Consider the following 20,743-nt stretch of genomic DNA (forward strand, 5'->3'; position numbering starts at 1 on the left):
GGATGAACTCCTGGTGCGGGTGCTTGCGGCCGCCCTGCGGGGGCACCGAGGCGGTGGTCCCCTCCAGGATCTTCAGCAGGGCCTGCTGCACGCCCCCGCCGACCGGGCCCGGCTGCTGCGCCGCTTCGCCGACGCCGTCGACGCCCACCAGGAGGAACTGGCCCTCCTGGAGGTCCGCGAGGCCGGCCACACCCTCGGCAACGCCCGCTGGGAGGCCGGGAACTTCCGCGACCTCCTGGAGTTCTCCGCCGGCGGGGCCGAACGGCTCTCCGGCCGCCAGATCCCCGTGCCCGGCGGAGTGGACCTCACCTTCCTCGAACCCCTCGGCGTCATCGGCGTCATCGCCCCCTGGAACTTCCCCATGCCCATCGCCGGCTGGGGCACCGCCCCCGCCCTCGCCGCGGGCAACGCCGTCATCCTCAAACCCGCCGAGACCACCCCCCTCACCGCCCTCCGGCTGGCCGAACTGGCCCTGGCGGCCGGACTGCCCGAACACCTCTTCCAGGTCCTCCCCGGCACCGGCCCCGAGGCCGGCGACGCCCTGGTCCGGCACCCCGGCGTGGCCAAGATCGTCTTCACCGGCTCCACCGGCGTCGGCAAGCGGATCATGGCCATCTGCGCCGACCGCGTGAAGCGCCTCACCCTCGAACTCGGCGGCAAGAGCCCCAACATCGTCTTCGCCGACTCCGACCTCGAACGGGCCGCCGCCACCGCCCCCATGGCCTTCCTCGACAACTCCGGCCAGGACTGCTGCGCCCGCACCCGGATCCTGGTCCAACGGTCCGTCCACGACCGGTTCCTGGACCTGCTGGCCCCGGCGCTCAAGGAGGTCGTCGTCGGCGACCCGCTCGACGAGCGGACCCAGATGGGGCCGCTGATCTCGCGGGCACAACGGGACCGCGTACGGTCCTATGTCACCGATGACCTCGTAGTGGTCCGCGGCAGCGCCCCCGAAGGCCCCGGCTTCTGGTACCCGCCCACCCTCGTCACCGACGTGGACCCGGCCGCGCCCGTCGCCACCGAAGAGGTCTTCGGACCGGTGGCGGTGGTGCTGCCCTTCGAGGACGAGGAGGACGCCGTCCGCCTCGCCAACGCCGGAGACTACGGGCTCTCCGGCTCCATCTGGACCCGCGACCTCGGCCGCGCCCTGCGGGTCACCCGGGCCGTCGCCGCCGGGAACCTGTCGGTCAACTCCCACAGCAGCGTCCGCTACTGGACGCCCTTCGGCGGCTTCAAGCAGTCGGGACTCGGCCGGGAACTCGGCCCCGACGCCCTCGCCGCCTTCACCGAAACCAAGAACGTCTTCATCAGCACGGAGGCCTGAGCACCATGAGCACTGAAGCGACCGTCTGCCGCCGCCTGGTCGGCCGTACCGCCGTCGTCACCGGGGCCGGCAGCGGCATCGGCCTGGCCACCGCGCGCCGACTGGCCTCCGAGGGCGCCCACGTGGTCTGCGGAGACATCGACGAGACAGCGGGCAAGGCCGCCGCCGAGGCCACCGGCGGCCTCTTCGTACGGGTCGACGTCACCGACCCCGAGCAGGTCGAAGCGCTCTTCAAGACCGCCTTCGACACCTATGGCTCGGTGGACATCGCCTTCAACAACGCGGGCATCTCGCCCCCCGACGACGACTCCATCCTCACCACCGGACTCGACGCCTGGAAGCGGGTCCAGGACGTCAACCTCACCTCCGTCTACCTCTGCTGCAAGGCCGCCCTGCCCTACATGCGCCGCCAGGGCCGCGGCTCCATCATCAACACCGCCTCCTTCGTGGCGATCATGGGCGCGGCCACCTCCCAGATCTCCTACACCGCCTCCAAGGGCGGCGTGCTGGCCATGTCCCGCGAACTCGGCGTGCAGTTCGCCCGCGAGGGCATCCGCGTCAACGCCCTCTGCCCCGGCCCCGTCAACACCCCGCTGCTCCAGGAACTGTTCGCCAAGGACCCCGAGCGGGCCGCCCGCCGCCTCGTCCACATCCCCGTCGGACGGTTCGCGGAGCCCGACGAGATCGCCGCCGCCGTGGCCTTCCTCGCCAGCGACGACTCCTCCTTCGTCAACGCCACCGACTTCCTCGTCGACGGCGGCATCGGCGGGGCCTACGTCACCCCGCTGTAGGCCCCCGGGCACGAGACGCGCGGCGCGGAGCGCGAGGAGTGAGAGGTGAAGGGGCAAGGTGACATGTCACCTTGCCCCTTCACATGTGAACGAACACCATCACCGGCGTCGTCACCGACCCCGAGGCCGAACCCGAGGCCCGCTCAGAGGAACGTGCGCCCCTCACCCCGGTACGTGGGCACCGACCGGACCACCCGGTCGCCCTCCACCAGGTGCAGCTCGTCGAAGCGCTCGCACAGCTCACCCGCCTTCGCGTGCCGGAACCAGACCCGGTCACCGATCAGCAGGTCGTCGGCCGCGGCACCCAACAGCGGGGTCTGCACCTCACCCGCCCCCTCCTGGGGGTCGTAGCGCAGCCCCCGCGGCAGGTACGGCTCCGGCAGCCGGTCCGCCCCCGGAGCCCCCGAGGCCGGATAGCCCCCGCCGAGCACCGTCACCACGCCCACCCCCGGGCGCCGCACCACCGGCTGCGCGAACAGGGCCGCCGGACGCCCCGAGAAGGAGCGGAAGTTGTCGAACAGCCGCGGCACGTACAGCCCCGACCCGGCCGCGATCTCCGTGACCACCTGCTCCGCCGCGGTGTGCTGCACACTGCCGGTGCCGCCGCCGTTCACGAACTCCAGCGGACCCACCGCCGCCTCCACCGCCCGCACCACCGCGGCCCGTCGCGCGACCAGCTCCCGTTTGGCCGTCCGCTGCATCAGCCGGACCGCCCGCGAACGCAGCGGACGACCCGCCACCGCGTCCCCGACCCCGGCGATGTGCCCCTCGTAGGCCATCAGCCCGACCACCCGGAAGCCCTCCCGGCGGTCGATCCGCCGGGCCAGCTCGGCCAGCTCCCCGGGCTCCCGCAGCGGCGAACGCCGCGCGCCCACCCGGACCCGGCCCCCCAGCAGGTGCAGGGAGGTGTCCAACTCCAGGCAGACCCGCACCTCCTCGCGGCCGCCCGCCCGCGCCCGGTCGATCAGGTCCAGCTGGGCCGGGTCGTCCACCAGCACGGTCACCGCCGCGGCGAGCTTGGCGTCCCCCGTCAACTCGGCGTAACCGGCGCGGTCCGCCGACGGGTAGGCCAGCAGGACGTCCTCGAACCCCGCCCGGGCCAACCACAGGGACTCGGCCAGCGTGAAGGACATGATCCCGGCGAACCCCGGCCGGGCCAGGACCCGTTCCAGGAGGGCCCGACAGCGCACCGACTTGCTGGCGACCCGGACCGGCTTGCCGCCCGCCCGCCGGACCAGGTCGTCGGCGTTGGCGTCGAAGGCCTCCAGGTCCACGAGGGCGAGCGGAGCGTCCAGATGGGCGGTGGCCCGGTCGTACCGGGCCCGGTCGGCGTCTGGCGAAGTCATGGCCGCAGCGTGCCAGATCGGCCTACTCGGTGGTAGGGGTGCCGGACGGCCATTCCGACCGGCGGCGACCCCGGTCCCGCGCCGGGGACCGTAGAGTACGCGGGTGGACGCACGGCGCGACGGGGGAGCGGATCCGGATGACCAACCCTGAGCGCCCGCCCGGCCGCACCCCCCTGCCGGAACAAGCCCCCGCGGACCGTTCGATCCCCCGCGCGGCGCTCCCCGGCCAGGCTCCCGCCCCCGCGGACCGAGGCCCCGTCCCCTCCGACCGCCCCGCCGGCGGGACCCGAACCGGAATCGGATCCGGAACCGGAACGGCAGTCGACCCGACGGCCCCGTCCCCGTCCTCGGCCCCCGCCCCGGCCGTCCCCGGCCCCGCCGCCCCGGCCGATCCCCTTCCTCCCCGGGCCACCGCCACCCCGGCACCCCCCACTCCCGCACCCGAAACCGCCGGCCCCACCCCCGCCGCCGCCCCGCCCGCCACCGACGAGGGCCCCGCGGTAGCCGCCCCGCTCCCCGCCCCGCCCCCCACCCCCTCCCGCAGGCTGCGCGTCGCGCGGGCCGGGTGCTGGGTGCTCGGGGCCGCCCTGCTCGCCGGGGCCGCCGCGGCCGGCTGGGAACGCCGGGCCCCCGCCGTGCCCGCCGCCGAGGCGCAGTACCGCCGCGCCGCCGCCCTGTGGCGGGAGGAGCCCGTGGACGGGCTCTTCCCCCCGGAGCTGATCGGACAGGGAGCGGGCCCCGGCGGCGCCGACCGGCGATGGATCCGTACCGCCGTCGCCCCCGACGGCCCCTGCACCCCGCTCGGACCCGTCTGGACCGCGGCCCTCGCCCCGGCGGGCTGCACGCGACTGCTGCGCGCCTCCTACACCGACACCACCCGCAGCTCCACGGTCAGCGTCGGTCTGGTCTTCACCCCGGCCGAGCCCGCCACCCTCGCCGCCCTGGCCCCCCGCCTCGAAACCGAGGCCCCGCCCCCCGCCGCCTACGGCGTCCCGGACGCCCGCCGGGCCAGCTGGGCCGTGTCCGTCCTGCCCGACGCCCCCGTGGTCGTCTACGCCGTCAGCGCCTTCGCCGACGGCCGCACGGTGGACCGGCCCCGACCGGCGGCCTCCGCCATGAGCGCCGGGGACACCTCACCCGCCGGACAGGCCGGCCTGGGACACGAGGCCCGGGCCGTCGCCGACCGTCTGGAACGCGCCCTGCGCCGCACCGTCGCCGAACCCCCGACCACCCGCACCGACCCGGCACCACCCCTCGCACCCGTCCCCGGAGGCGACCGGTGACCCGCACCCCCCGCACCCTTCGCGTCCACACCCTTCGCGGCGGCGCCCGCCACGTCCGGGCCCTTCGCGCCCGCGCCCTCCGGCCGCACCCCCGGACCACCTCGCTCTCGCCTTCGCCCTCGCCCCGACCCCACCCGCGCCCCCGCGCCCGCCTCCGGCTGCGCACCGCCCCCGCGCTGGCCCTGGCCGCCGGACTGCTCCTCGGCACCGGGACCGTCCCCGGCCCCCTCGGCACCGTCGCCCCCGCGCACGCCGACTCCATCAGGGACCAGCAATGGGCCCTGTCCGCCCTGCACGCCCGCCGAGCCTGGCGGACCACCGACGGCACCGGCACCACCGTGGCCGTGCTCGACACCGGGGTCGACGCCGACCACCCCGACCTGCGCGGACAGGTGCTCGAAGGCCGCGACCTGGTCGGCTTCGGAGCCCGGCCCGGTGACCGCGCCTGGGCCCGGCACGGCACCGCCATGGCCGGGATCATCGCGGGCCGCGGACACGGCCCCGGACGTGCCCAGGGCGTGCTCGGCATCGCCCCCGGCGCCCGCGTCCTGCCCGTCCGGGTGATCCTCGAAGAGGGGGACCCCGGCCGCGCCGAGGCCCGCGACAGCAAGGGCGGCGCCCTCGCCGAGGGCATCCGCTGGGCCGCCGACCAGGGCGCCGACGTGATCAACCTCTCGCTCGGCGACGACAGCGCCTCCGCCCACCACGAGGCCGCCGAGGACGAGGCCGTGCAGTACGCCCTCGCCAAGGGCTCCGTGGTCGTGGCCTCCGCGGGCAACGGCGGGGAAGACGGGGACCGCGTCTCCTACCCGGCCGCCTACCCCGGCGTGATCGCCGTCACGGCCGTGGACCGGGACAACACCAAGGCCCCCTTCTCCACCCGCCACTGGTACGCCACCGTCAGCGCCCCCGGGGTCGACGTGGTCATCGCCGACCCCGACCGCAACTACTACGAGGGCTGGGGCACCAGCGCCGCCGCCGCCTTCGTCTCCGGCTCCGTCGCCCTGCTCCGGGCCGCCCGCCCCGACCTCTCGCCCGCCCAGATCAAGACCCTCCTCGCCGACACCGCGGCCCACCCCCCGGCCGGCGGTCGGGACGACGCCCGCGGCCACGGACTCGTGGACCCGGCCGCCGCCCTCGCCGCGGCCGCCCGCCTCGCCCCCCGACCGGCCCTCCCCGCCCCGGCGCCCGCCCCCGCCCGCCACTTCGGCCCCGGACCGGCCGCGCCCCGACCGGCCCCCGACCGGCTGCCGCTCCCCGTGCTCGCCGCCGCCGGCACCGGCTCCGCCCTCCTCCTGGCCGCCCTCGCCCTCGGCCGTCGAGCCCGCCGCGCACCCGGATCCGGGACGGGAACCGGGACCGGAGCCGCGGCGGGGCCCCGGCCCGGCTCCGGGCGGGAGCCCGCGGCCGGACCCGGCCCCGCCGGGGGTTAGGGTCGGACGGTGGCGCAGAAGAACATTCCCGACCCCGGTTTCTCCGACGACGACGGCTCCGCCGACCCCCGGCTGAGCGCGGCCCTCGCCGCCTGGTCCGCGGACAGATCCGCCGAACCCGAGGTCCTCGCGGCCCTCAGGGACGCCCGGCTGCTGGTCCCCGTCGTGGCGGTGCTCGGCGAGGTCGAGACCGACCCGGAGACCGGCCTGCGCCGGGAGAAGACCAGCGACATGGCCGTCCCCACGCTCCGCGCCGGGGACCGGCGGGCCCTGCCCGCCTTCACCTCCCTGGACTCGCTGGCCCGCTGGGACCCCGCCGCCCGCCCCGTGGCCGTCCCCCTGCACCAGGCCCTCCAGGCCGCCGCCCACGAGAAGGCCGACACCGTCGTCCTCGACATGGCGGGCCCGGTCACCTACCAGCTCACCGGATCCGCCCTGCTCGCCCTCGCCGAGGGCCGCACCTCCGCCGACCCGCTGGCCGACCCCGCCGTCACCGGCGCGGTCCGCACCGTGGTCGCCGCCGAGGAGACCGTCCTGCGGGCCCACCTGCTGCCGGGCGGCCCCGACGCCGACGGCATCCTCGCCGTGGTCTTCGCCGAGGGCACCGACGCCCCGGCCGCCGCGGGCCGGATCGCCCGGGCCCTCGCCGCCGACGAGACCCTCCGGGCCCGCCTCGTCCGCGGCCTCGGCCTGGCCCTCCTCCCGGCCGACGCCCCCGTCCCGCCCGGCCCCGCCCTGCACACCCGCTGACGGAGCCGGCCCGGCCGTCGCCCTCGTCCTCGGGCGACCGCGGCCCGGAAACGCCGCAGGGGCCGGGGCCCGGACCGAACGGTCCGGGCCCCGGCCCCTGCGTACGCGGGCCTGCGGGAGGAAGGGATCAGGCGAAGACCGGGCCGGTGAACTTCTCGCCCGGACCCTGCCCCGGCTCGTCCGGGACGAGGCTGGCCTCGCGGAAGGCCAGCTGCAGCGACTTCAGGCCGTCCCGCAGCGGCGCCGCGTGGAAGGAGCTGATCTCGGTGGCGCTCGCCGTCACCAGCCCGGCCAGGGCGGTGATCAGCTTGCGGGCCTCGTCCAGGTCCTTGTGCTCGGAGTCCGGCTTGTCCAGGCCCAGATTGACCGCCGCGGCGCTCAGCAGGTGCACCGCCACCGTGGTGATCACCTCGACGGCGGGCACGTCCGCGATGTCGCGGGTCAGCGTCTCGTAGTCGGGGGCCGCCTCGGGCTCGGCGGTGGGGGTGGGGGTCGCGTCAGTCATGCCCCCACGATAAGCCGCACGGGTGGAAGCGGACGACGGCCTCCGGGTTCGCCCCCGCGCCCGACCGGTGCTAACCTTGTGTGACGACCGGCCGGAGACTCATGTCCCCGGCCCACAAGTGGAGGCTCCGTACTCCCACCCGACCGCCCTCCGGGACGGCGGGTCACCGGTCAGGCGGCATCCATCGTTCCGTACGGACGATGGAAAGCGGCCTTAGTGCGCCCCGTGCGGTTACTGCGGCGGTGTTCCGGTTCTGGAGCTCCCGCATGTGTCCGTTCCGGGGCTTTTTCGTGTTCCGGGGTGGTCTGGTCGGTCAGAAACAGACGTCCGCGGCTGTCTGCCAGGCAGCCGTGTGGTGCTACCGAGGAGGATCCATCAGCGCCGAGCCCCGCATCAACGACCGGATTCGCGTTCCCGAGGTGCGACTTGTCGGTCCCAGCGGCGAGCAGGTCGGGATTGTCCCGCTTGCCAAGGCCCTGGAGCTTGCGCAGGAGTACGACCTCGACCTGGTCGAGGTCGCGGCGAACGCCCGTCCGCCCGTGTGCAAGCTCATGGACTACGGGAAGTTCAAGTACGAGTCGGCCATGAAGGCCCGTGAGGCGCGCAAGAACCAGGCGCACACGGTCATCAAGGAGATGAAGCTCCGGCCGAAGATCGACCCGCACGACTACGACACCAAGAAGGGTCACGTCGTCCGGTTCCTCAAGCAGGGCGACAAGGTCAAGATCACGATCATGTTCCGTGGTCGCGAGCAGTCCCGGCCGGAACTCGGCTACCGACTGCTGCAGCGTCTCGCGGAGGACGTCCAGGACCTCGGTTTCGTCGAGTCGAACCCGAAGCAGGACGGCCGGAACATGATCATGGTTCTCGGTCCGCACAAGAAGAAGACCGAGGCGATGGCCGAGGCCCGCGAGGCGCAGGCCGCCCGCAAGGCCGAGCGCCAGGGCCTGCCCGCGGAGGCCGCTCCGGCCGCCGACGAGGTCCCGGCCGAGGCGCCCGCCGCCGAGGAAGCCGCCGAGGCCTGATCCCGGAGCAGCCGCCCCGGGTCACACGACACAAAGACGCTCCCCCTGCCGGTCCTGCCAGGGCCGGCGGGAGCGCCATCGACGAGGAGAAAACGGCGCCATGCCGAAGAACAAGACGCACAGCGGTTCCAAGAAGCGCTTCAAGATCACCGGCTCCGGCAAGGTGCTCCGTGAGCGCGCCGGCAAGCGCCACCTGCTCGAGCACAAGTCGTCCAAGCTGACGCGCCGCCTCACCGGCACCGCCGAGATGGCCCCGGGCGACGCCGCGAAGATCAAGAAGCTTCTCGGCAAGTGACGTCCTCCGCTCCCTCGCGGGAGCGGTGACGCCGAGACCGGGACCCATTCGAATTTTCGGGTCGTGTGAAGACAACCACGGCCCCGCTACAAGGAGTTAAAAGTGGCACGCGTCAAGCGGGCAGTAAACGCCCACAAGAAGCGCCGGGCGATCCTCGAGGCGGCCTCCGGCTACCGCGGTCAGCGTTCGCGCCTGTACCGCAAGGCCAAGGAGCAGGTCACCCACTCGCTGGTCTACAACTTCAACGACCGCAAGAAGCGCAAGGGCGACTTCCGTCAGCTGTGGATCCAGCGCATCAACGCCGCTGCCCGCCAGAACGGCATGACGTACAACCGCCTCATCCAGGGTCTGAAGGCCGCCAACATCGAGGTGGACCGCAAGATGCTGGCCGAGCTGGCCGTGAACGACATCAACGCGTTCGCCGCCCTCGTCGAGGTCGCCCAGAAGGCGCTCCCGGCCGACGTCAACGCCCCGAAGGCCGCCGCCTGATCCAGGCCCCTTCACGAGGCTGACCGACGGCCTCGCAGGCAACTGCCCGGACCCGCAGGCCACCGCGCCTGCGGGTCCGGCGCGTTCCACGCCCCCTCGCACGTACGGAAGTGAGCCGCCCCCGCCATGGCAACCCCCGAGCTGATCTCCCCGCGTTCCCCCCGGGTGGCCGCCGCCAAGCGGCTGGCGCGCCGCAACTTCCGCACCAAGGAGCGCCGGTTCATCGCCGAGGGCCCCCAGGCCGTCCGGGAGGCCGCCGAGCACCGCGGCACGGACGGGGCCACGCTCATCGAGCTGTTCGCCACCGTCGAGGCGGCCGACCGGTACGCGGAGATCGTCCGGGCCGCCGAGGACGCCGGGGCCCGCGTCCACCTCGCCTCCGACGAGGTCCTCGCCGAGATCTCCCAGACCGTGACCCCCCAGGGGCTCGTCGGGGTGTGCCGCTTCCTCGACTCCTCCTTCGAGGAGATCCTCGCCGCCCGGCCCCGCCTGGTGGCCGTCCTCGCGCACGTCCGCGACCCCGGCAACGCCGGCACCGTGCTGCGCTGCGCCGACGCCGCGGGTGCCGACGCCGTGGTCCTCACCGACGCCTCCGTCGACCTGTACAACCCCAAGTCCGTCCGCGCCTCCGTCGGCTCCCTCTACCACCTCCCCGTGGCCGTGGGCGTGCCCGTGGAGCGGGCCGTGGCGGGCCTGCGCGAGGCCGGGGTGCGGATCCTCGCCGCCGACGGCGCGGGCACCGATGACCTCGACGCCGAACTCGACGCCGGCACCATGGGCGGCCCCACCGCCTGGGTCTTCGGGAACGAGGCATGGGGCCTCCCCGAGGAGACCCGGGCCCTCGCCGACGCCGTGGTCCGCGTCCCCATCCACGGCAAGGCCGAGAGCCTCAACCTCGCCACCGCCGCCGCGGTCTGCCTGTACGGCTCCGCCCGTGCGCAGCGAGCACCCGGAGGGTGCCGCTCCGTGACCCCCAGCTAGTAATGTGGCCGCCCGGGGGCCCTCGGCGCCTTCCCGGAGATGTGGGGTACGGGGACATGACCGTCGGTACGAACGACCCGGCACGGGCACAGGACGCGACCGGCGGCCCGCAGGCCGTCCCGCCGCCCGGCGGCGGACTGCCCGGGCTGCCGCCGCAACCGGCCCCGGTGCCCGCCGCCGCGGACGGCCCCGCCCCCTACGGGCTGGACCCCGACGACCTGCCCGACGGGCTCGTCATCGCCGACCACACCGGGCACGTGGTCTGCTTCAACCGCGCCGCCGCCCGCCTCACCGCCGTGGACCCGGCCCGCGCCCTGGGCACCCGCATCGAGGCCGCGCTGCCCCTGGAGGACCTCGAAGGCCGCCGCTGGTGGACCCTGACCGACCCCTACGGGGGCCTCGCCACCCGCCGCGGCCAGCCCGAACGCAACCTCCTCCTGCCCGGCGGCCGCGAGGTGCTGGTCTCCGCCCGCTACGTCCGCACCCGGCCCACCGGCCCCCTCAGCCGCCTCGTGGTCACCCTGCGCGGCACCGAGGCCCGCCGCCGCACCGAACGCAGCCACGCCGAGCTGATCGCCACCGTCGCCCACGAGCTGCGCTCCCCGCTGACCTCCGTCAAGGGCTTCACCGCCACCCTGCTCGCCAAGTGGGAGCGGTTCACCGACGACCAGAAGCGGCTGATGCTGGAGACCGTCGACGCCGACGCCAACCGCGTCACCCGCCTCATCGCCGAGCTCCTCGACATCTCCCGGATCGACTCCGGCCGCCTGGAGCTGCGCCGCCAGCCCGTGGACATCGTCACCGCCGTCGGTCGCCACATCCAGGCCCTCACCGCGAACGGCCAGGCCCCCGGCCGCTTCCTGGTCCGCATCGGCCGCCCGCTGCCCGACCTGTGGGCGGATCCCGACAAGATCGACCAGGTCCTCGGCAACCTCCTCGAAAATGCGGTGCGGCACGGTGAGGGAACCGTCACCATCGAGGTGGCCCCCGCCCACGCCAAGCACGAGAAGGGAACCGCGGTCACCGTGACGGACGAAGGACCCGGCATCCCCGAGGAGTCCATGGGCCGCGTCTTCACCCGCTTCTGGCGGGGCAGCAAGCGCGGCGGCACCGGCCTGGGCCTGTACATCGTCAAGGGCATCGTCGAGGCCCACGGCGGCACGATCACGGTCGGGCGCGGCCCCGGCGGCGGCGCCGAATTCCGATTTACCCTGCCCGTGGGCGCCCCGGCGTACCTCTCGTAGCCAGTCACGGGAGTCCCGCCAGGTGGCCCACGGGCTCCTCCACCCCGCGCGGCCCGTAGACTCGTCCTTTGGCACCTTTGTGTCCCATTGACAAACACACCGGTCAGCGCGGGACCTCCAGCCAGCCCATCGGAAGTACGGGAAGAGATGTCGGCACCGAACAAGTCGTACGACCCTGTCGAGGTCGAGGCACTGAAACCGGAAGAGATCGAGCGCATGCGGGACGAGGCGCTCGCCGCCTTCGCGGCCGCCGGCGACCTCGACGCACTGGCGCAGGCGAAGACCGCCCACAGCGGCGGCACCTCGCCCCTCGCCCTCGCCAACCGCGAGATCGGCGCCCTGCCGCCGCAGGCCAAGGCCGAGGCGGGCAAGCGCGTCGGGCAGGCCCGCGGGGCCGTGAACAAGGCCTACGCCGAGCGCCTGACGCAGCTCGAAGCCGAGCGCGACGAGCGGGTGCTGGTCGAGGAGGCGGTGGACGTCACGCTGCCCTACGACCGGATCCCCGCGGGCGCCCGCCACCCCCTGACCACGCTCATGGACCGCATCGCGGACATCTTCGTGGCCATGGGCTACGAGGTGGCCGAGGGTCCCGAGGTCGAGGCCGAGTGGTTCAACTTCGACGCGCTGAACTTCACGCCGGACCACCCGGCCCGCCAGATGCAGGACACCTTCTTCGTCCGGGGCCCCGAGGGCACCGAGGGCGACGAGTCCGGCGTCGTGCTGCGCACCCACACCTCCCCGGTGCAGGCCCGCTCCCTCCTGGAGCGCCGCGAGCCCCCCGTGTACGTGGTCTGCCCCGGGCGGGTCTTCCGCACCGACGAGCTGGACGCCACGCACACCCCGGTCTTCCACCAGATCGAGCTGCTCGCCGTGGACGAGGGCCTGACCATGGCCGACCTCAAGGGCACCCTGGACCACATGGTCCAGGCGCTCTTCGGCGCGGACATGACCACCCGGCTGCGCCCGAACTACTTCCCGTTCACCGAGCCGTCCGCCGAGATGGACATGCAGTGCTACGTGTGCCGCGGCGAGTCGGTGGGCAACCCCGACCGCCCCTGCCGCACCTGCTCCAGCGAGGGCTGGATCGAGCTCGGCGGCTGCGGCATGGTCAACCCGAACGTGCTGACCGCGTGCGGCGTGGACCCCGAGAAGTACAGCGGTTTCGCCTTCGGGTTCGGAATCGAGCGGATGTTGATGTTCCGCCACAACGTCGAAGACATGCGAGACATGGTCGAGGGTGACGTCCGGTTCACCCGGCCGTTCGGGATGGAGATCTGATGCGGGTCCCGCTTTCTTGGCTGCGGGAATACGTCGACCTGCCTGCGGGCGAGACCGGTCGTGACGTACAGGCCAAGCTCATCGACGCCGGTCTCGAGGTCGAGAGCGTCGAGCAGCTCGGCGCCGGCCTCAAGGGCCCCCTCGTCGTCGGTCAGGTGCTGACCATCGAGGAGCTGGAGGGCTTCCGCAAGCCGATCCGCTTCTGCACCGTGGACGTCGGCTCCGCCAACGGCACCGGCGAGCCCCAGGAGATCGTCTGCGGCGCCCGCAACTTCGCCGTCGGCGACAAGGTCGTCGTGGTCCTCCCCGGCGCCGTCCTGCCCGGCGACTTCGCGATCGCCTCGCGCAAGACGTACGGCAAGACCTCCCACGGCATGATCTGCTCCGGCGACGAGCTGGGCATGGGCGACGACGGCACCGGCGGCATCATCGTGCTGCCGCCGGAGCACGAGGTCGGCACCGACGCCATCCGGCTCCTGGAGCTGGTGGACGAGGTCCTCGACATCGCCGTCACCCCCGACCGCGGCTACTGCATGTCGATGCGCGGCGTGGCCCGCGAGACCGCCACCGCGTACGGCCTGCCGCTGCGCGACCCGGCGCTCCTCGACGTGCCCGCCCCGAACTCCTACGGCTACCTGGTCAAGGTGAGCGACCCGCAGGGCTGCGACCGCTTCACCGCCCGGACCGTCACCGGGGTCGCCCCCGAGGCGCGCTCCCCGATCTGGCTCAAGCGCCGCCTCCAGAAGGCGGGCATGCGTCCGGTCTCGCTGGCCGTGGACATCACCAACTACGTGATGCTGGAGCTGGGCCAGCCCCTGCACGCCTACGACCGCGCCCGGATCGACGGCCCCATCGGGGTCCGCCGCGCCGAGCAGGGCGAGACCTTCACCACCCTCGACGGGGTCGAGCGGACCCTCGACGCCGAGGACCTGGTGATCACCGACAACCGCGGCCCCATCGGGCTCGCCGGCGTCATGGGCGGGGCGAACACCGAGATCGCCGACCCGGTGACCGACCCCGAGACGGGCCACGTCACGGGCACCACGGACATCGTGGTCGAGGCCGCGCACTTCGACGCGATCACCATCGCCCGCACCGCCCGCCGCCACAAGCTGTCCTCCGAGGCGTCCAAGCGCTTCGAGCGCGGCGTGGACCCGCAGGCCGCCGCCGCGGCCGCCCAGCGCACCGTGGACCTGCTGGTCCTCCTCGCGGGCGGCACCGCCGAGGCCGGCGTCACCGAGCTGACCGCCCCCGCCGCGCCCCGCACCATCGCGATGCGCGCGGACCACCCGGACCGGGTCGCGGGCGTGGTGTACGGGCGCGAGACCGTCGTGCGCCGCCTCCAGGAGGTCGGCTGCGACGTCTACGGTCAGGACGAGCTGGTCGTGACGGTGCCCTCGTGGCGCCCCGACCTCGGCGCGCCCAACGACCTCGCCGAAGAGGTCATCCGGCTGGAGGGCTACGCCAACCTGCCCTCCACCCTCCCGCAGGTGCCCTCCGGCCGCGGCCTCACCGGCCGGCAGCAGCTGCACCGCCGGGTGGGCCGTGCCCTGGCGGGCGCGGGCTACGTGGAGGCGCTGAACTACCCCTTCCTCGGCACCCAGGTGTTCGACCAGCTCCAGCTGCCCGAACACGACGCGGCCCGCCGGGTGGTGACCCTGGTCAACCCGCTCTCCGACGAGGAGCCCGCCCTCCGCAGCACCCTGCTGCCGGGCCTGCTGGGCGCCCTGCGCCGCAACGACAGCCGGGGCAGCCACGACCTGGCCCTCTTCGAGACCGGGCTGGTGTTCCGGGCCGGTGACCGGCCGGGCACCGCCGTCCGGCTGCCGGTGGACCGCCGTCCCACCGACGAGGAGATCGCCACGCTGAACGCCGCGCTGCCCGCGCAGCCGCGGTACGCCGCCGTGGTCCTCGCGGGCGCCCGCGAGCAGGCCGGCTGGTGGGGCAAGGGTCGTCCCGCGGACTGGGCCGACGCCGTCGAGGCGGCCCGTTCGCTGGCCGTCGAGGCCGGTGCCGAACTGGTGGTCCGCCAGGGGCGGTACGGTCCCTGGCACCCGGGCCGCTGCGCCGAGCTGCTGGTCACCCTCGACGGGGTGGAGCAGGTCATCGGCCACGCCGGCGAGCTGCACCCGCGCGTGGTGAAGGCCCTGGGCCTGCCCGAGCGGACCAGCGCCATGGAGATCGACCTGGACCGCCTGGCGGCGGCCGGGCTCGGCGCCGTCGAGGCCCCGCGGATCTCCACCTTCCCGGTGGCCACCCAGGACGTGGCGCTGATCGTGGACGAGTCCGTCCCGGCCGCCGCGGTGGAGGCCGCGCTGCGCAAGGGCGCCGGTGAACTCCTCGAATCGCTGCGGCTGTTCGACGTGTTCGCCGGGGAGCAGGTCGGCGAGGGCAAGAAGTCCCTGGCCTACGCGCTCCGGTTCCGCGCCGCCGACCGCACCCTGACGGCCGAGGAGTCCACGGCCGCCCGGGACGCGGCGGTGGCCCTGGCCGGGGAGCGGACCGGGGCGGTGCTGCGCGGCGCCTGACGGCCACCCGCGCTTCAGCGCACGTTCAGTGAGGGGCGGATCCGACACACCGGGTCCGCCCCTCACTCGTTCGGGTGAGAACCGCCGTCCCACCCGTGCCCAGAACCGGACGATCGACACAATCGTTCCGGCTGCGGGGGAACGGAGCGTGACCGGTCTTCCCCGAGGCACGGCCTTCGGGAGGGCGCGGGCATGATCCGTACCAGGGCGTGGTGGAACCGCGGTGCCGGGCCGTCCCGGAGCCGCTGTGCGGGGTCGGCACGGGTGGCGCGGCTGCGTCGGGCCTGTGTCCTGGGCTGGGGCGGGGCGGCGGTGTCCTGGCAGTTGTGGCATCCGGCCCCCGAGGAGCTGCGGGCCCGGCTGGTCGGCTGCGCGGCCTTCCTGCTGTTGGCGGCGGGGGCGGCGCTGTACATCCGGCAGTGCCTCTTGGCGGAGCTGCGGCGGACCCGTGAGATCGCCGGGGCCGCGCAGCGGGCGCTGTTGCGGCCGTTGCCCGCGCGGCTGGAGGGGTTGGCCTTCGCGGCGGCCCCGCTGGCGGCGGGTCGGGAGGCCGTGGTGGGCGGGGACCTGTACGAGGCGGTGGCCACGCCGTACGGGGTGCGGGTGGTGATCGGAGACGTCCGCGGGCACGGGCCGACCGCGTTGGGCGCGGCGGCCGCGCTGTTGGGGAGCTTCAGGGAGGCCGCGTACGACGAGCCGGAACCGGACGGGGTGCTGCGGCGGATGGAGCGGGCCCTGGAGCGGCACCTGGTGGAGCGGGCCCGGGGCGAGCGGGCGGCGGGGCGCGGGGAGGCGGCGGAGGGCGCCGCCGCGGAGGAGTTCGCCACCCTGCTCCTGTTGGAGATCTCCGAGGACGGCACGGTGCGGGCCCTGAACTGCGGGCATCCGGCGCCGCACCGGCTGCGGGCGGCGGGCGGGGTCCGGGCGGGTCGGGGCGGCAGCGCGGTGGGCACCGCCGAACTCCTCACGCTGGGCGAGCCGTTGCCCCCGCTGGGGGTGTGGCCGCTGCCGGAGGGCGTGGAGGCCCACCGGTGCGGGCGGCTGCTGCCGGGGGAGTCGCTGGTGCTGCACACCGACGGGGTGGCGGAGGCCCGGGACGCCGCCGGCGGGTACTTCCCGCTGCGCGGCGCGCTGGCGGAGGCGGCGGGGGGTGCCGCCGCGCCGTCCCCCGCGGGCCTGGTCGCGGAGGTGCGCGCCGCGCTGCTGCGCCACACCGGCGGGCGGCTCGCGGACGACGCGGCGCTGCTGGTGGTGCGCAACGACCGCCGTGCGCCACCCGCGTCACCGAGCGGACAGGCGGTGTGCCGGGCGGCGTCCCCGGGCGGGACCTGAGGGGTCCGGCGGGGCGGGGTCGCGGCGGTCGTGGGGCGCCGCCCGTCCTGCCATGGAGTGTCGGGCAGACGGCAGGGCGGGCGGCGCGTACTCGGGTCGTCGCACTGTACGAGGGGGGAGCCGACGACCCGGGGCTGCCTCTTGGCGAGGCGTTTCAGTGAAGCGTTCCGGGAGCCCCGGAGGGCAGGGCGCGCGGCGCATTTATGCGCGCAGTCGATTCACACCCCGTGTGAACGCGCCCCGCACTAGGGTGGCCCCGACGAGCCCATGGAGCGGCCCATGCAGCAGCCGAACACTCTGCTCGACGCACTCCTCGACGAGGCCGGGATCTCCCACGCGGGGCTCGCGGCGCGGGTCAACCAGGCGGGTCGGTCCCGGGGGTTGGCGCTGCGGTACGAGCACACGGCGGTGGCCCGTTGGTTGCGGGGGCAGCGCCCGCGCGGGCAGGTCCCGGACCTGATCTGCGAGGTGTTGGCGGGGCGGCTGCGGAGGCCGGTGGGTCTGGACGACATCGGGTTGGGGGTGCCGGGGCGGCCGGTGGAGCCGCCGGGGGCCCCGCCCACGGCCTTCGTGGACCGGGCGACGGCCCTGTGGCGGGCCGACGAGCAGGGGCGGGCGGGGCTGTCGGCGGCGCCGGCGGTGTCGGGGACTGCGGCGGTGATCCCGGTGTGGGAGTGGGAGAACCCGCCGGAGGACGCCGACGTGTCGCGCCGGGGCGGTCCGGCGGTGGGGCGGGAGCACGTGGAGTTGTTGCGGTCGGCCCGCGCGCACTACGAGTCGATGTACCGGCGGGCGGGGGGTCCGGCGACCCGGGCCCGGATCGCCCGGTTCCTCGGGGCGCAGGCCGCCCCGGTGTTGCGCGGGGAGTATCCGGACGCGTTGGGGCGGCGGTTGCACCGGGCGGCGGGCTCGCTGGTGGCGGTGGCGGGGATCTGCGCGTACGACGCGGACGCGCACGGGTTGGCGCAACGCTACTTCCACCAGGCGCTGCGGTTGGCGAAGTCGAGCGGGGACCGGGGGTTGGGCGGGTACGTGCTGGCGTTGATGGTCAACCAGTCCTTGCACCTGGGGGAGGCGCGGCAGGCGGTGGCCTTCGCGGAGGCGGCGCTGCGGGCGGCGGGCGAGGCGGCGGGGGCGGCGCTGACGGCGGACCTGCACGCGATGCAGGCGAAGGCGTACGCGCGGTTGGGGGACGGGGCGGCGGCCCGGGACCGGATCCGGCGGGCGGAGGCCGCGGCGGAGCGGATCCGTCCGGGCGGCGGGCCCGTGGAGGCCGGGTACGTCCAGCCCGGCCTGGTCAACGTGCAGGTGGCGGAGGCCCTGTGGCGGCTGGGTGATCTGGCGGCGGCGGAGGAGCACGCGGTGGAGGCGGTGCGCCGGCCCGCGCACGACCGGGGTCGGGTGCACCGGCTGGCGGTGCTCTGCGAGGTGCGGGTGCGGCGCGGGGAGCCCGACGGGGTGCCGGCCGCGGCGGCGGAGATGGCCGAGCGGGCGCGGGGGATGGAGTCGCGGCGGCTGCGGGAGCGTCTGGGCGCGGTGCACGGCACGTTGCTGGCGAGCGGTTGCGCGGAGGCCCGGGAGACGGCGGGGCTGATCGAGGAGGCGCTGCGGGTGCCGTGGTGAGCGGGCGGGCCGCGGCTCGTACGGGGCCCGCCCCGCGGCCGGGGTGGGGGCGCGGGGCGGGCGGGATCCGGGAGGCACGCCCGGGGCGCGGGCGGTCAGCCGTACGGGTAGAAGCCGGAGCCGGACTTGCGGCCGAGGCGGCCGGCGTCGACCATCCGCTGGAGCAGCGGCGGGGCCGCGTACAGCGGCTCCTTGTACTCGGAGTACATGGAGTCGGCGATGGAGACGATGGTGTCCAGGCCGATGAGGTCGGCGAGCTTCAGCGGGCCCATCGGGTGGGCGCAGCCGAACTCCATGCCGTTGTCGATGTCCTCGCGGCTGGCGATGCCGGACTCGAACATCCGGATCGCGGACAGCAGGTAGGGCACGAGCAGGGCGTTGACCACGAAACCGGAGCGGTCCTGGGCGCGGATGGCGTGCTTGCCGAGGGTCTTCGCCACCAGCTCCTCGGCGCGGCGGACGGTCTCCTCGCCGGTGGTCAGGGCCGGGATCAGCTCCACGAGCTTCTGCACGGGGGCCGGGTTGAAGAAGTGGATGCCGATGACCTGGTCCGGGCGCGAGGTCGCGACGGCCAGCTTCACCAGCGGGATGGAGGAGGTGTTGGAGGCGAGGATCGCGTCCTGCCGGGTGACCACCTGGTCGAGGACCTGGAAGATCTCGGTCTTGACCTGCTCGTTCTCGACCACGGCCTCGATGACGAGGTCGCGGTCGGCGAACTCGCCGAGGTCGGTGGTGAAGCTCAGGCGGGCCAGGGTCTCGTCCCGCTCCTCCTCGGTGATCTTGCCGCGTTCGGCGGCCTTGGTCAGCGAGTTGTACAGCCGGGTGCGCCCGATCTCCAGCGCCTCCCCGGTGGTCTCGGCGACCTTGACCTCGAGGCCGCTGCGGGCGCACACCTCGGCGATGCCCGCGCCCATCTGGCCACAGCCCACTACGCCGACGCGTGTGATGTCGGAAGGGAGGTCCGTCACTTCGTGCCTTTCCTGGTCGTCCGCGGGCGGGTCCCCCGTGCTCGTCAGTGGTACTGCTGCCGGCGCCCGCCACGCCCCCGACGGTACTCCCGACGGTGCCGGGCCGGGGCCGCCGGGGCGGGCATGCTGTCCCGGTACGGATCTTCGTCACTCAGTGGAACCGGAGTGTCACATGGCGCACATCAGGCGGAGGGGTCTGCTGGCGGGGGCGGCGGGGGCACTGGCCGCCACGGTGGCCGGTACGGCGGGCGCGGGGGCGGCCCGGGCGGCGGGCCCGCCGGCCTCCGGGGCCGCGGGTGCGCCGCCGGGGGGCGCGGCGAGGTCGGAGGCGGAGGGCCCGGCGGAGCGGCGGGCCGGAACGGCGGGCGGCTCCCGGGGGGCCGGGCCGGAGTTCCGCGGGATGTGGATCGCCTCGGTGCTGAACGTGGACTGGCCCTCCCGGCCGGGGCTGAGCGCCGCCCGGCAGCGCTCCGAACTGCTGGCGCTGCTGGACACGGCGGTGGAGCGGCGGTTGAACGCGGTCGTCCTCCAGGTGCGCCCGGCCGCCGACGCGTTCTGGCCCTCGCCGTTCGAGCCCTGGTCGCAGTGGTTGACGGGTACCCAGGGCGGGGATCCGGGCTGGGACCCGCTGGGCACGGCGGTGACGGAGGCGCACGCCCGGGGGCTGGAGCTGCACGCCTGGTTCAACCCGTACCGGGCGGCCACCCACCCGGATCCGCGCCGGTTGTCGCCCCGTCACCCGGCCCGGCTGCACCCGGAGTGGACGGTGGCCTACGGGGACCGGCTGCACTACAACCCGGGGCTGCCGGAGGTGCGGTCCTTCGTCCTGGACGCGATGCTCGACGCGGTGGCCCGCTACCCGGTGGACGCCGTGCACTGGGACGACTACTTCTACCCGTACCCGGTGTCCGGGCAGCGCTTCGACGACGACGAGGCGTACCGGCTGTACGGGGGCGGGCTGGGGCGGGGGGACTGGCGGCGTCTCAACACCGATCTGCTGGTGAGCGAGATGTCCGCGCGCATCCCGCAGGTGCGGCCGGGCACCCGCTTCGGGATCAGCCCCTTCGGGGTGTGGCGGAACCGCTCCACGGATCCGGCGGGCTCGGACACCTCGGGGCTGGAGGCGTACGGCGAGCTGTACGCGGACACCCGGCGCTGGGTCACGGAGGGCTGGCTGGACTACGTCTGCCCGCAGTTGTACTGGCACATCGGCAGCAGCACCACGGACTACGCGAAGCTGGTGCCCTGGTGGGCGGGGACGGTCGCGGGCACCGGCACCGACCTGTACGTGGGCGAGGCCCTGTACCGCTGTGACGCGGACAGCCCCACGGCGGCCTGGCGCCGGACCGGGGAGCTCTCCCGGCACCTCACCCTCGCCGCCCGGTACCCCGAGGTCCGCGGACACTGCTTCTTCTCCGCGAAGCAGGTGGTCTCGGACCCGATCGGGGCGATGTCGCGGGTGGTGGCGGACCACTACCCCTCGGCGGTGCCGCCGCGCTGATCGGCGGCCGTGCCCCGGGACCGTCCGGCCCGGGGCACGGCCGCGCC

Annotated in this window: 17 protein-coding genes and 1 pseudogene; 15 read left to right on the top strand and 3 right to left on the bottom strand. The window is 74.9% G+C overall.

The annotated features are described in order from the left end of the window. Nucleotides 1–91: 91 nt before the first annotated feature. A pseudogene (locus tag ABTZ17_RS14905) lies at nucleotides 92–1,324 on the top strand (aldehyde dehydrogenase family protein); the annotation flags it as partial. A 5-nt stretch (nucleotides 1,325–1,329) separates the two neighbouring features. Next, nucleotides 1,330–2,115, top strand: coding sequence for a 3-oxoacyl-ACP reductase (locus ABTZ17_RS14910; protein ID WP_352196003.1), 786 nt, complete (start codon nucleotides 1,330–1,332; stop codon nucleotides 2,113–2,115). A 143-nt stretch (nucleotides 2,116–2,258) separates the two neighbouring features. Here the strand turns inward: ABTZ17_RS14910 and ABTZ17_RS14915 are convergent, their stop codons facing one another. Then, entirely contained in the window at nucleotides 2,259–3,461 is a 1,203-nt protein-coding gene (locus tag ABTZ17_RS14915) for an amino acid deaminase/aldolase (RefSeq protein ID WP_352196004.1), read from the bottom strand. A gap of 137 nt (nucleotides 3,462–3,598) precedes the next feature. Here ABTZ17_RS14915 and ABTZ17_RS14920 point away from each other — a divergent pair, with 137 nt between their 5' ends. The 3 genes from ABTZ17_RS14920 to ABTZ17_RS14930 all read left to right on the top strand — a co-directional run bounded on the left by ABTZ17_RS14920 (nucleotide 3,599) and on the right by ABTZ17_RS14930 (nucleotide 6,927). Further along, nucleotides 3,599–4,744: a hypothetical protein gene (locus ABTZ17_RS14920; RefSeq protein ID WP_352196005.1), complete on the top strand. Its 1,146-nt coding sequence runs from the start codon at nucleotides 3,599–3,601 to the stop codon at nucleotides 4,742–4,744. 158 nt (nucleotides 4,745–4,902) lie between these two features. Then, nucleotides 4,903–6,177, top strand: a complete 1,275-nt coding sequence (gene mycP / locus ABTZ17_RS14925) for a type VII secretion-associated serine protease mycosin (RefSeq protein ID WP_502994690.1) — start codon at nucleotides 4,903–4,905, stop codon at nucleotides 6,175–6,177. Between the two features lie 9 nt (nucleotides 6,178–6,186). Beyond that, a complete protein-coding gene (locus tag ABTZ17_RS14930; protein WP_352196006.1) occupies nucleotides 6,187–6,927 on the top strand; it encodes an SseB family protein in 741 nt (246 codons plus the stop codon). Nucleotides 6,928–7,054: 127 nt separating this feature from the next. Here ABTZ17_RS14930 and ABTZ17_RS14935 read toward each other — a convergent pair whose 3' ends face one another. Then, nucleotides 7,055–7,432, bottom strand: a complete 378-nt coding sequence (locus ABTZ17_RS14935) for a DUF1844 domain-containing protein (protein WP_352196007.1) — start codon at nucleotides 7,430–7,432, stop codon at nucleotides 7,055–7,057. Nucleotides 7,433–7,782: 350 nt separating this feature from the next. Between ABTZ17_RS14935 and infC the strand changes: the two genes are divergently transcribed. The 9 genes from infC (at nucleotide 7,783) to ABTZ17_RS14980 (ending at nucleotide 18,227) form a co-directional block, all read left to right on the top strand. Further along, the gene (gene infC / locus ABTZ17_RS14940) at nucleotides 7,783–8,457 is read left to right on the top strand and encodes a translation initiation factor IF-3 (protein WP_352196008.1); all 675 of its coding nucleotides are present in this window, start codon (nucleotides 7,783–7,785) and stop codon (nucleotides 8,455–8,457) included. A 100-nt stretch (nucleotides 8,458–8,557) separates the two neighbouring features. Continuing rightward, the gene (gene rpmI / locus ABTZ17_RS14945; protein ID WP_328971220.1) at nucleotides 8,558–8,752 is read left to right on the top strand and encodes a 50S ribosomal protein L35; all 195 of its coding nucleotides are present in this window, start codon (nucleotides 8,558–8,560) and stop codon (nucleotides 8,750–8,752) included. Nucleotides 8,753–8,854: 102 nt separating this feature from the next. Beyond that, nucleotides 8,855–9,241, top strand: a complete 387-nt coding sequence (gene rplT, locus ABTZ17_RS14950; protein ID WP_352196009.1) for a 50S ribosomal protein L20 — start codon at nucleotides 8,855–8,857, stop codon at nucleotides 9,239–9,241. 126 nt (nucleotides 9,242–9,367) lie between these two features. Next, nucleotides 9,368–10,222 carry a TrmH family RNA methyltransferase gene (locus ABTZ17_RS14955; RefSeq protein ID WP_352196010.1) on the top strand — a complete coding sequence of 285 codons (855 nt, stop codon included), beginning with the start codon at nucleotides 9,368–9,370 and terminating at the stop codon, nucleotides 10,220–10,222. Nucleotides 10,223–10,278: 56 nt separating this feature from the next. Next, nucleotides 10,279–11,466: a sensor histidine kinase gene (locus ABTZ17_RS14960; RefSeq protein ID WP_352196011.1), complete on the top strand. Its 1,188-nt coding sequence runs from the start codon at nucleotides 10,279–10,281 to the stop codon at nucleotides 11,464–11,466. Nucleotides 11,467–11,613: 147 nt separating this feature from the next. Beyond that, nucleotides 11,614–12,744, top strand: coding sequence for a phenylalanine--tRNA ligase subunit alpha (gene pheS / locus ABTZ17_RS14965; protein ID WP_352196012.1), 1,131 nt, complete (start codon nucleotides 11,614–11,616; stop codon nucleotides 12,742–12,744). Then, the gene (gene pheT, locus ABTZ17_RS14970; protein ID WP_352196013.1) at nucleotides 12,744–15,272 is read left to right on the top strand and encodes a phenylalanine--tRNA ligase subunit beta; all 2,529 of its coding nucleotides are present in this window, start codon (nucleotides 12,744–12,746) and stop codon (nucleotides 15,270–15,272) included. The genes pheS and pheT overlap by 1 nt, the downstream gene beginning before the upstream one ends. A gap of 192 nt (nucleotides 15,273–15,464) precedes the next feature. Next, nucleotides 15,465–16,604: a PP2C family protein-serine/threonine phosphatase gene (locus ABTZ17_RS14975; protein WP_502994687.1), complete on the top strand. Its 1,140-nt coding sequence runs from the start codon at nucleotides 15,465–15,467 to the stop codon at nucleotides 16,602–16,604. A gap of 279 nt (nucleotides 16,605–16,883) precedes the next feature. Further along, nucleotides 16,884–18,227: an NsdA family TPR-like regulatory protein gene (locus ABTZ17_RS14980; RefSeq protein WP_352196015.1), complete on the top strand. Its 1,344-nt coding sequence runs from the start codon at nucleotides 16,884–16,886 to the stop codon at nucleotides 18,225–18,227. Nucleotides 18,228–18,322: 95 nt separating this feature from the next. On the opposite strand, the gene ABTZ17_RS14985 is transcribed toward ABTZ17_RS14980, so the two are convergent. Beyond that, a complete protein-coding gene (locus ABTZ17_RS14985; RefSeq protein WP_352196016.1) occupies nucleotides 18,323–19,195 on the bottom strand; it encodes a 3-hydroxybutyryl-CoA dehydrogenase in 873 nt (290 codons plus the stop codon). A 172-nt stretch (nucleotides 19,196–19,367) separates the two neighbouring features. Here ABTZ17_RS14985 and ABTZ17_RS14990 point away from each other — a divergent pair, with 172 nt between their 5' ends. Continuing rightward, complete coding sequence (locus ABTZ17_RS14990; protein WP_352196017.1) at nucleotides 19,368–20,696, top strand: glycoside hydrolase family 10-like protein; 1,329 nt, start codon at nucleotides 19,368–19,370, stop codon at nucleotides 20,694–20,696. The last annotated feature ends 47 nt before the right edge of the window (nucleotides 20,697–20,743 follow it).

The organism is Streptomyces sp. NPDC097619 (assembly GCF_040302735.1).
Classification (GTDB): Bacteria; Actinomycetota; Actinomycetes; order Streptomycetales; family Streptomycetaceae; genus Streptomyces.

Bases quoted from the DNA above. Each gene is read 5' to 3' on its own strand.
- ABTZ17_RS14910 (WP_352196003.1), top strand. From the start codon at position 1,330: ATGAGCACTGAAGCGACCGTCTGCCGCCGCCTGGTCGGCCGTACCGCC.
- ABTZ17_RS14915 (WP_352196004.1), bottom strand. From the start codon at position 3,461: ATGACTTCGCCAGACGCCGACCGGGCCCGGTACGACCGGGCCACCGCC.
- ABTZ17_RS14920 (WP_352196005.1), top strand. From the start codon at position 3,599: ATGACCAACCCTGAGCGCCCGCCCGGCCGCACCCCCCTGCCGGAACAA.
- ABTZ17_RS14935 (WP_352196007.1), bottom strand. From the start codon at position 7,432: ATGACTGACGCGACCCCCACCCCCACCGCCGAGCCCGAGGCGGCCCCC.
- rpmI (WP_328971220.1), top strand. From the start codon at position 8,558: ATGCCGAAGAACAAGACGCACAGCGGTTCCAAGAAGCGCTTCAAGATC.
- ABTZ17_RS14955 (WP_352196010.1), top strand. From the start codon at position 9,368: ATGGCAACCCCCGAGCTGATCTCCCCGCGTTCCCCCCGGGTGGCCGCC.
- ABTZ17_RS14960 (WP_352196011.1), top strand. From the start codon at position 10,279: ATGACCGTCGGTACGAACGACCCGGCACGGGCACAGGACGCGACCGGC.
- pheS (WP_352196012.1), top strand. From the start codon at position 11,614: ATGTCGGCACCGAACAAGTCGTACGACCCTGTCGAGGTCGAGGCACTG.
- pheT (WP_352196013.1), top strand. From the start codon at position 12,744: ATGCGGGTCCCGCTTTCTTGGCTGCGGGAATACGTCGACCTGCCTGCG.
- ABTZ17_RS14975 (WP_502994687.1), top strand. From the start codon at position 15,465: ATGATCCGTACCAGGGCGTGGTGGAACCGCGGTGCCGGGCCGTCCCGG.
- ABTZ17_RS14980 (WP_352196015.1), top strand. From the start codon at position 16,884: ATGCAGCAGCCGAACACTCTGCTCGACGCACTCCTCGACGAGGCCGGG.
- ABTZ17_RS14990 (WP_352196017.1), top strand. From the start codon at position 19,368: ATGGCGCACATCAGGCGGAGGGGTCTGCTGGCGGGGGCGGCGGGGGCA.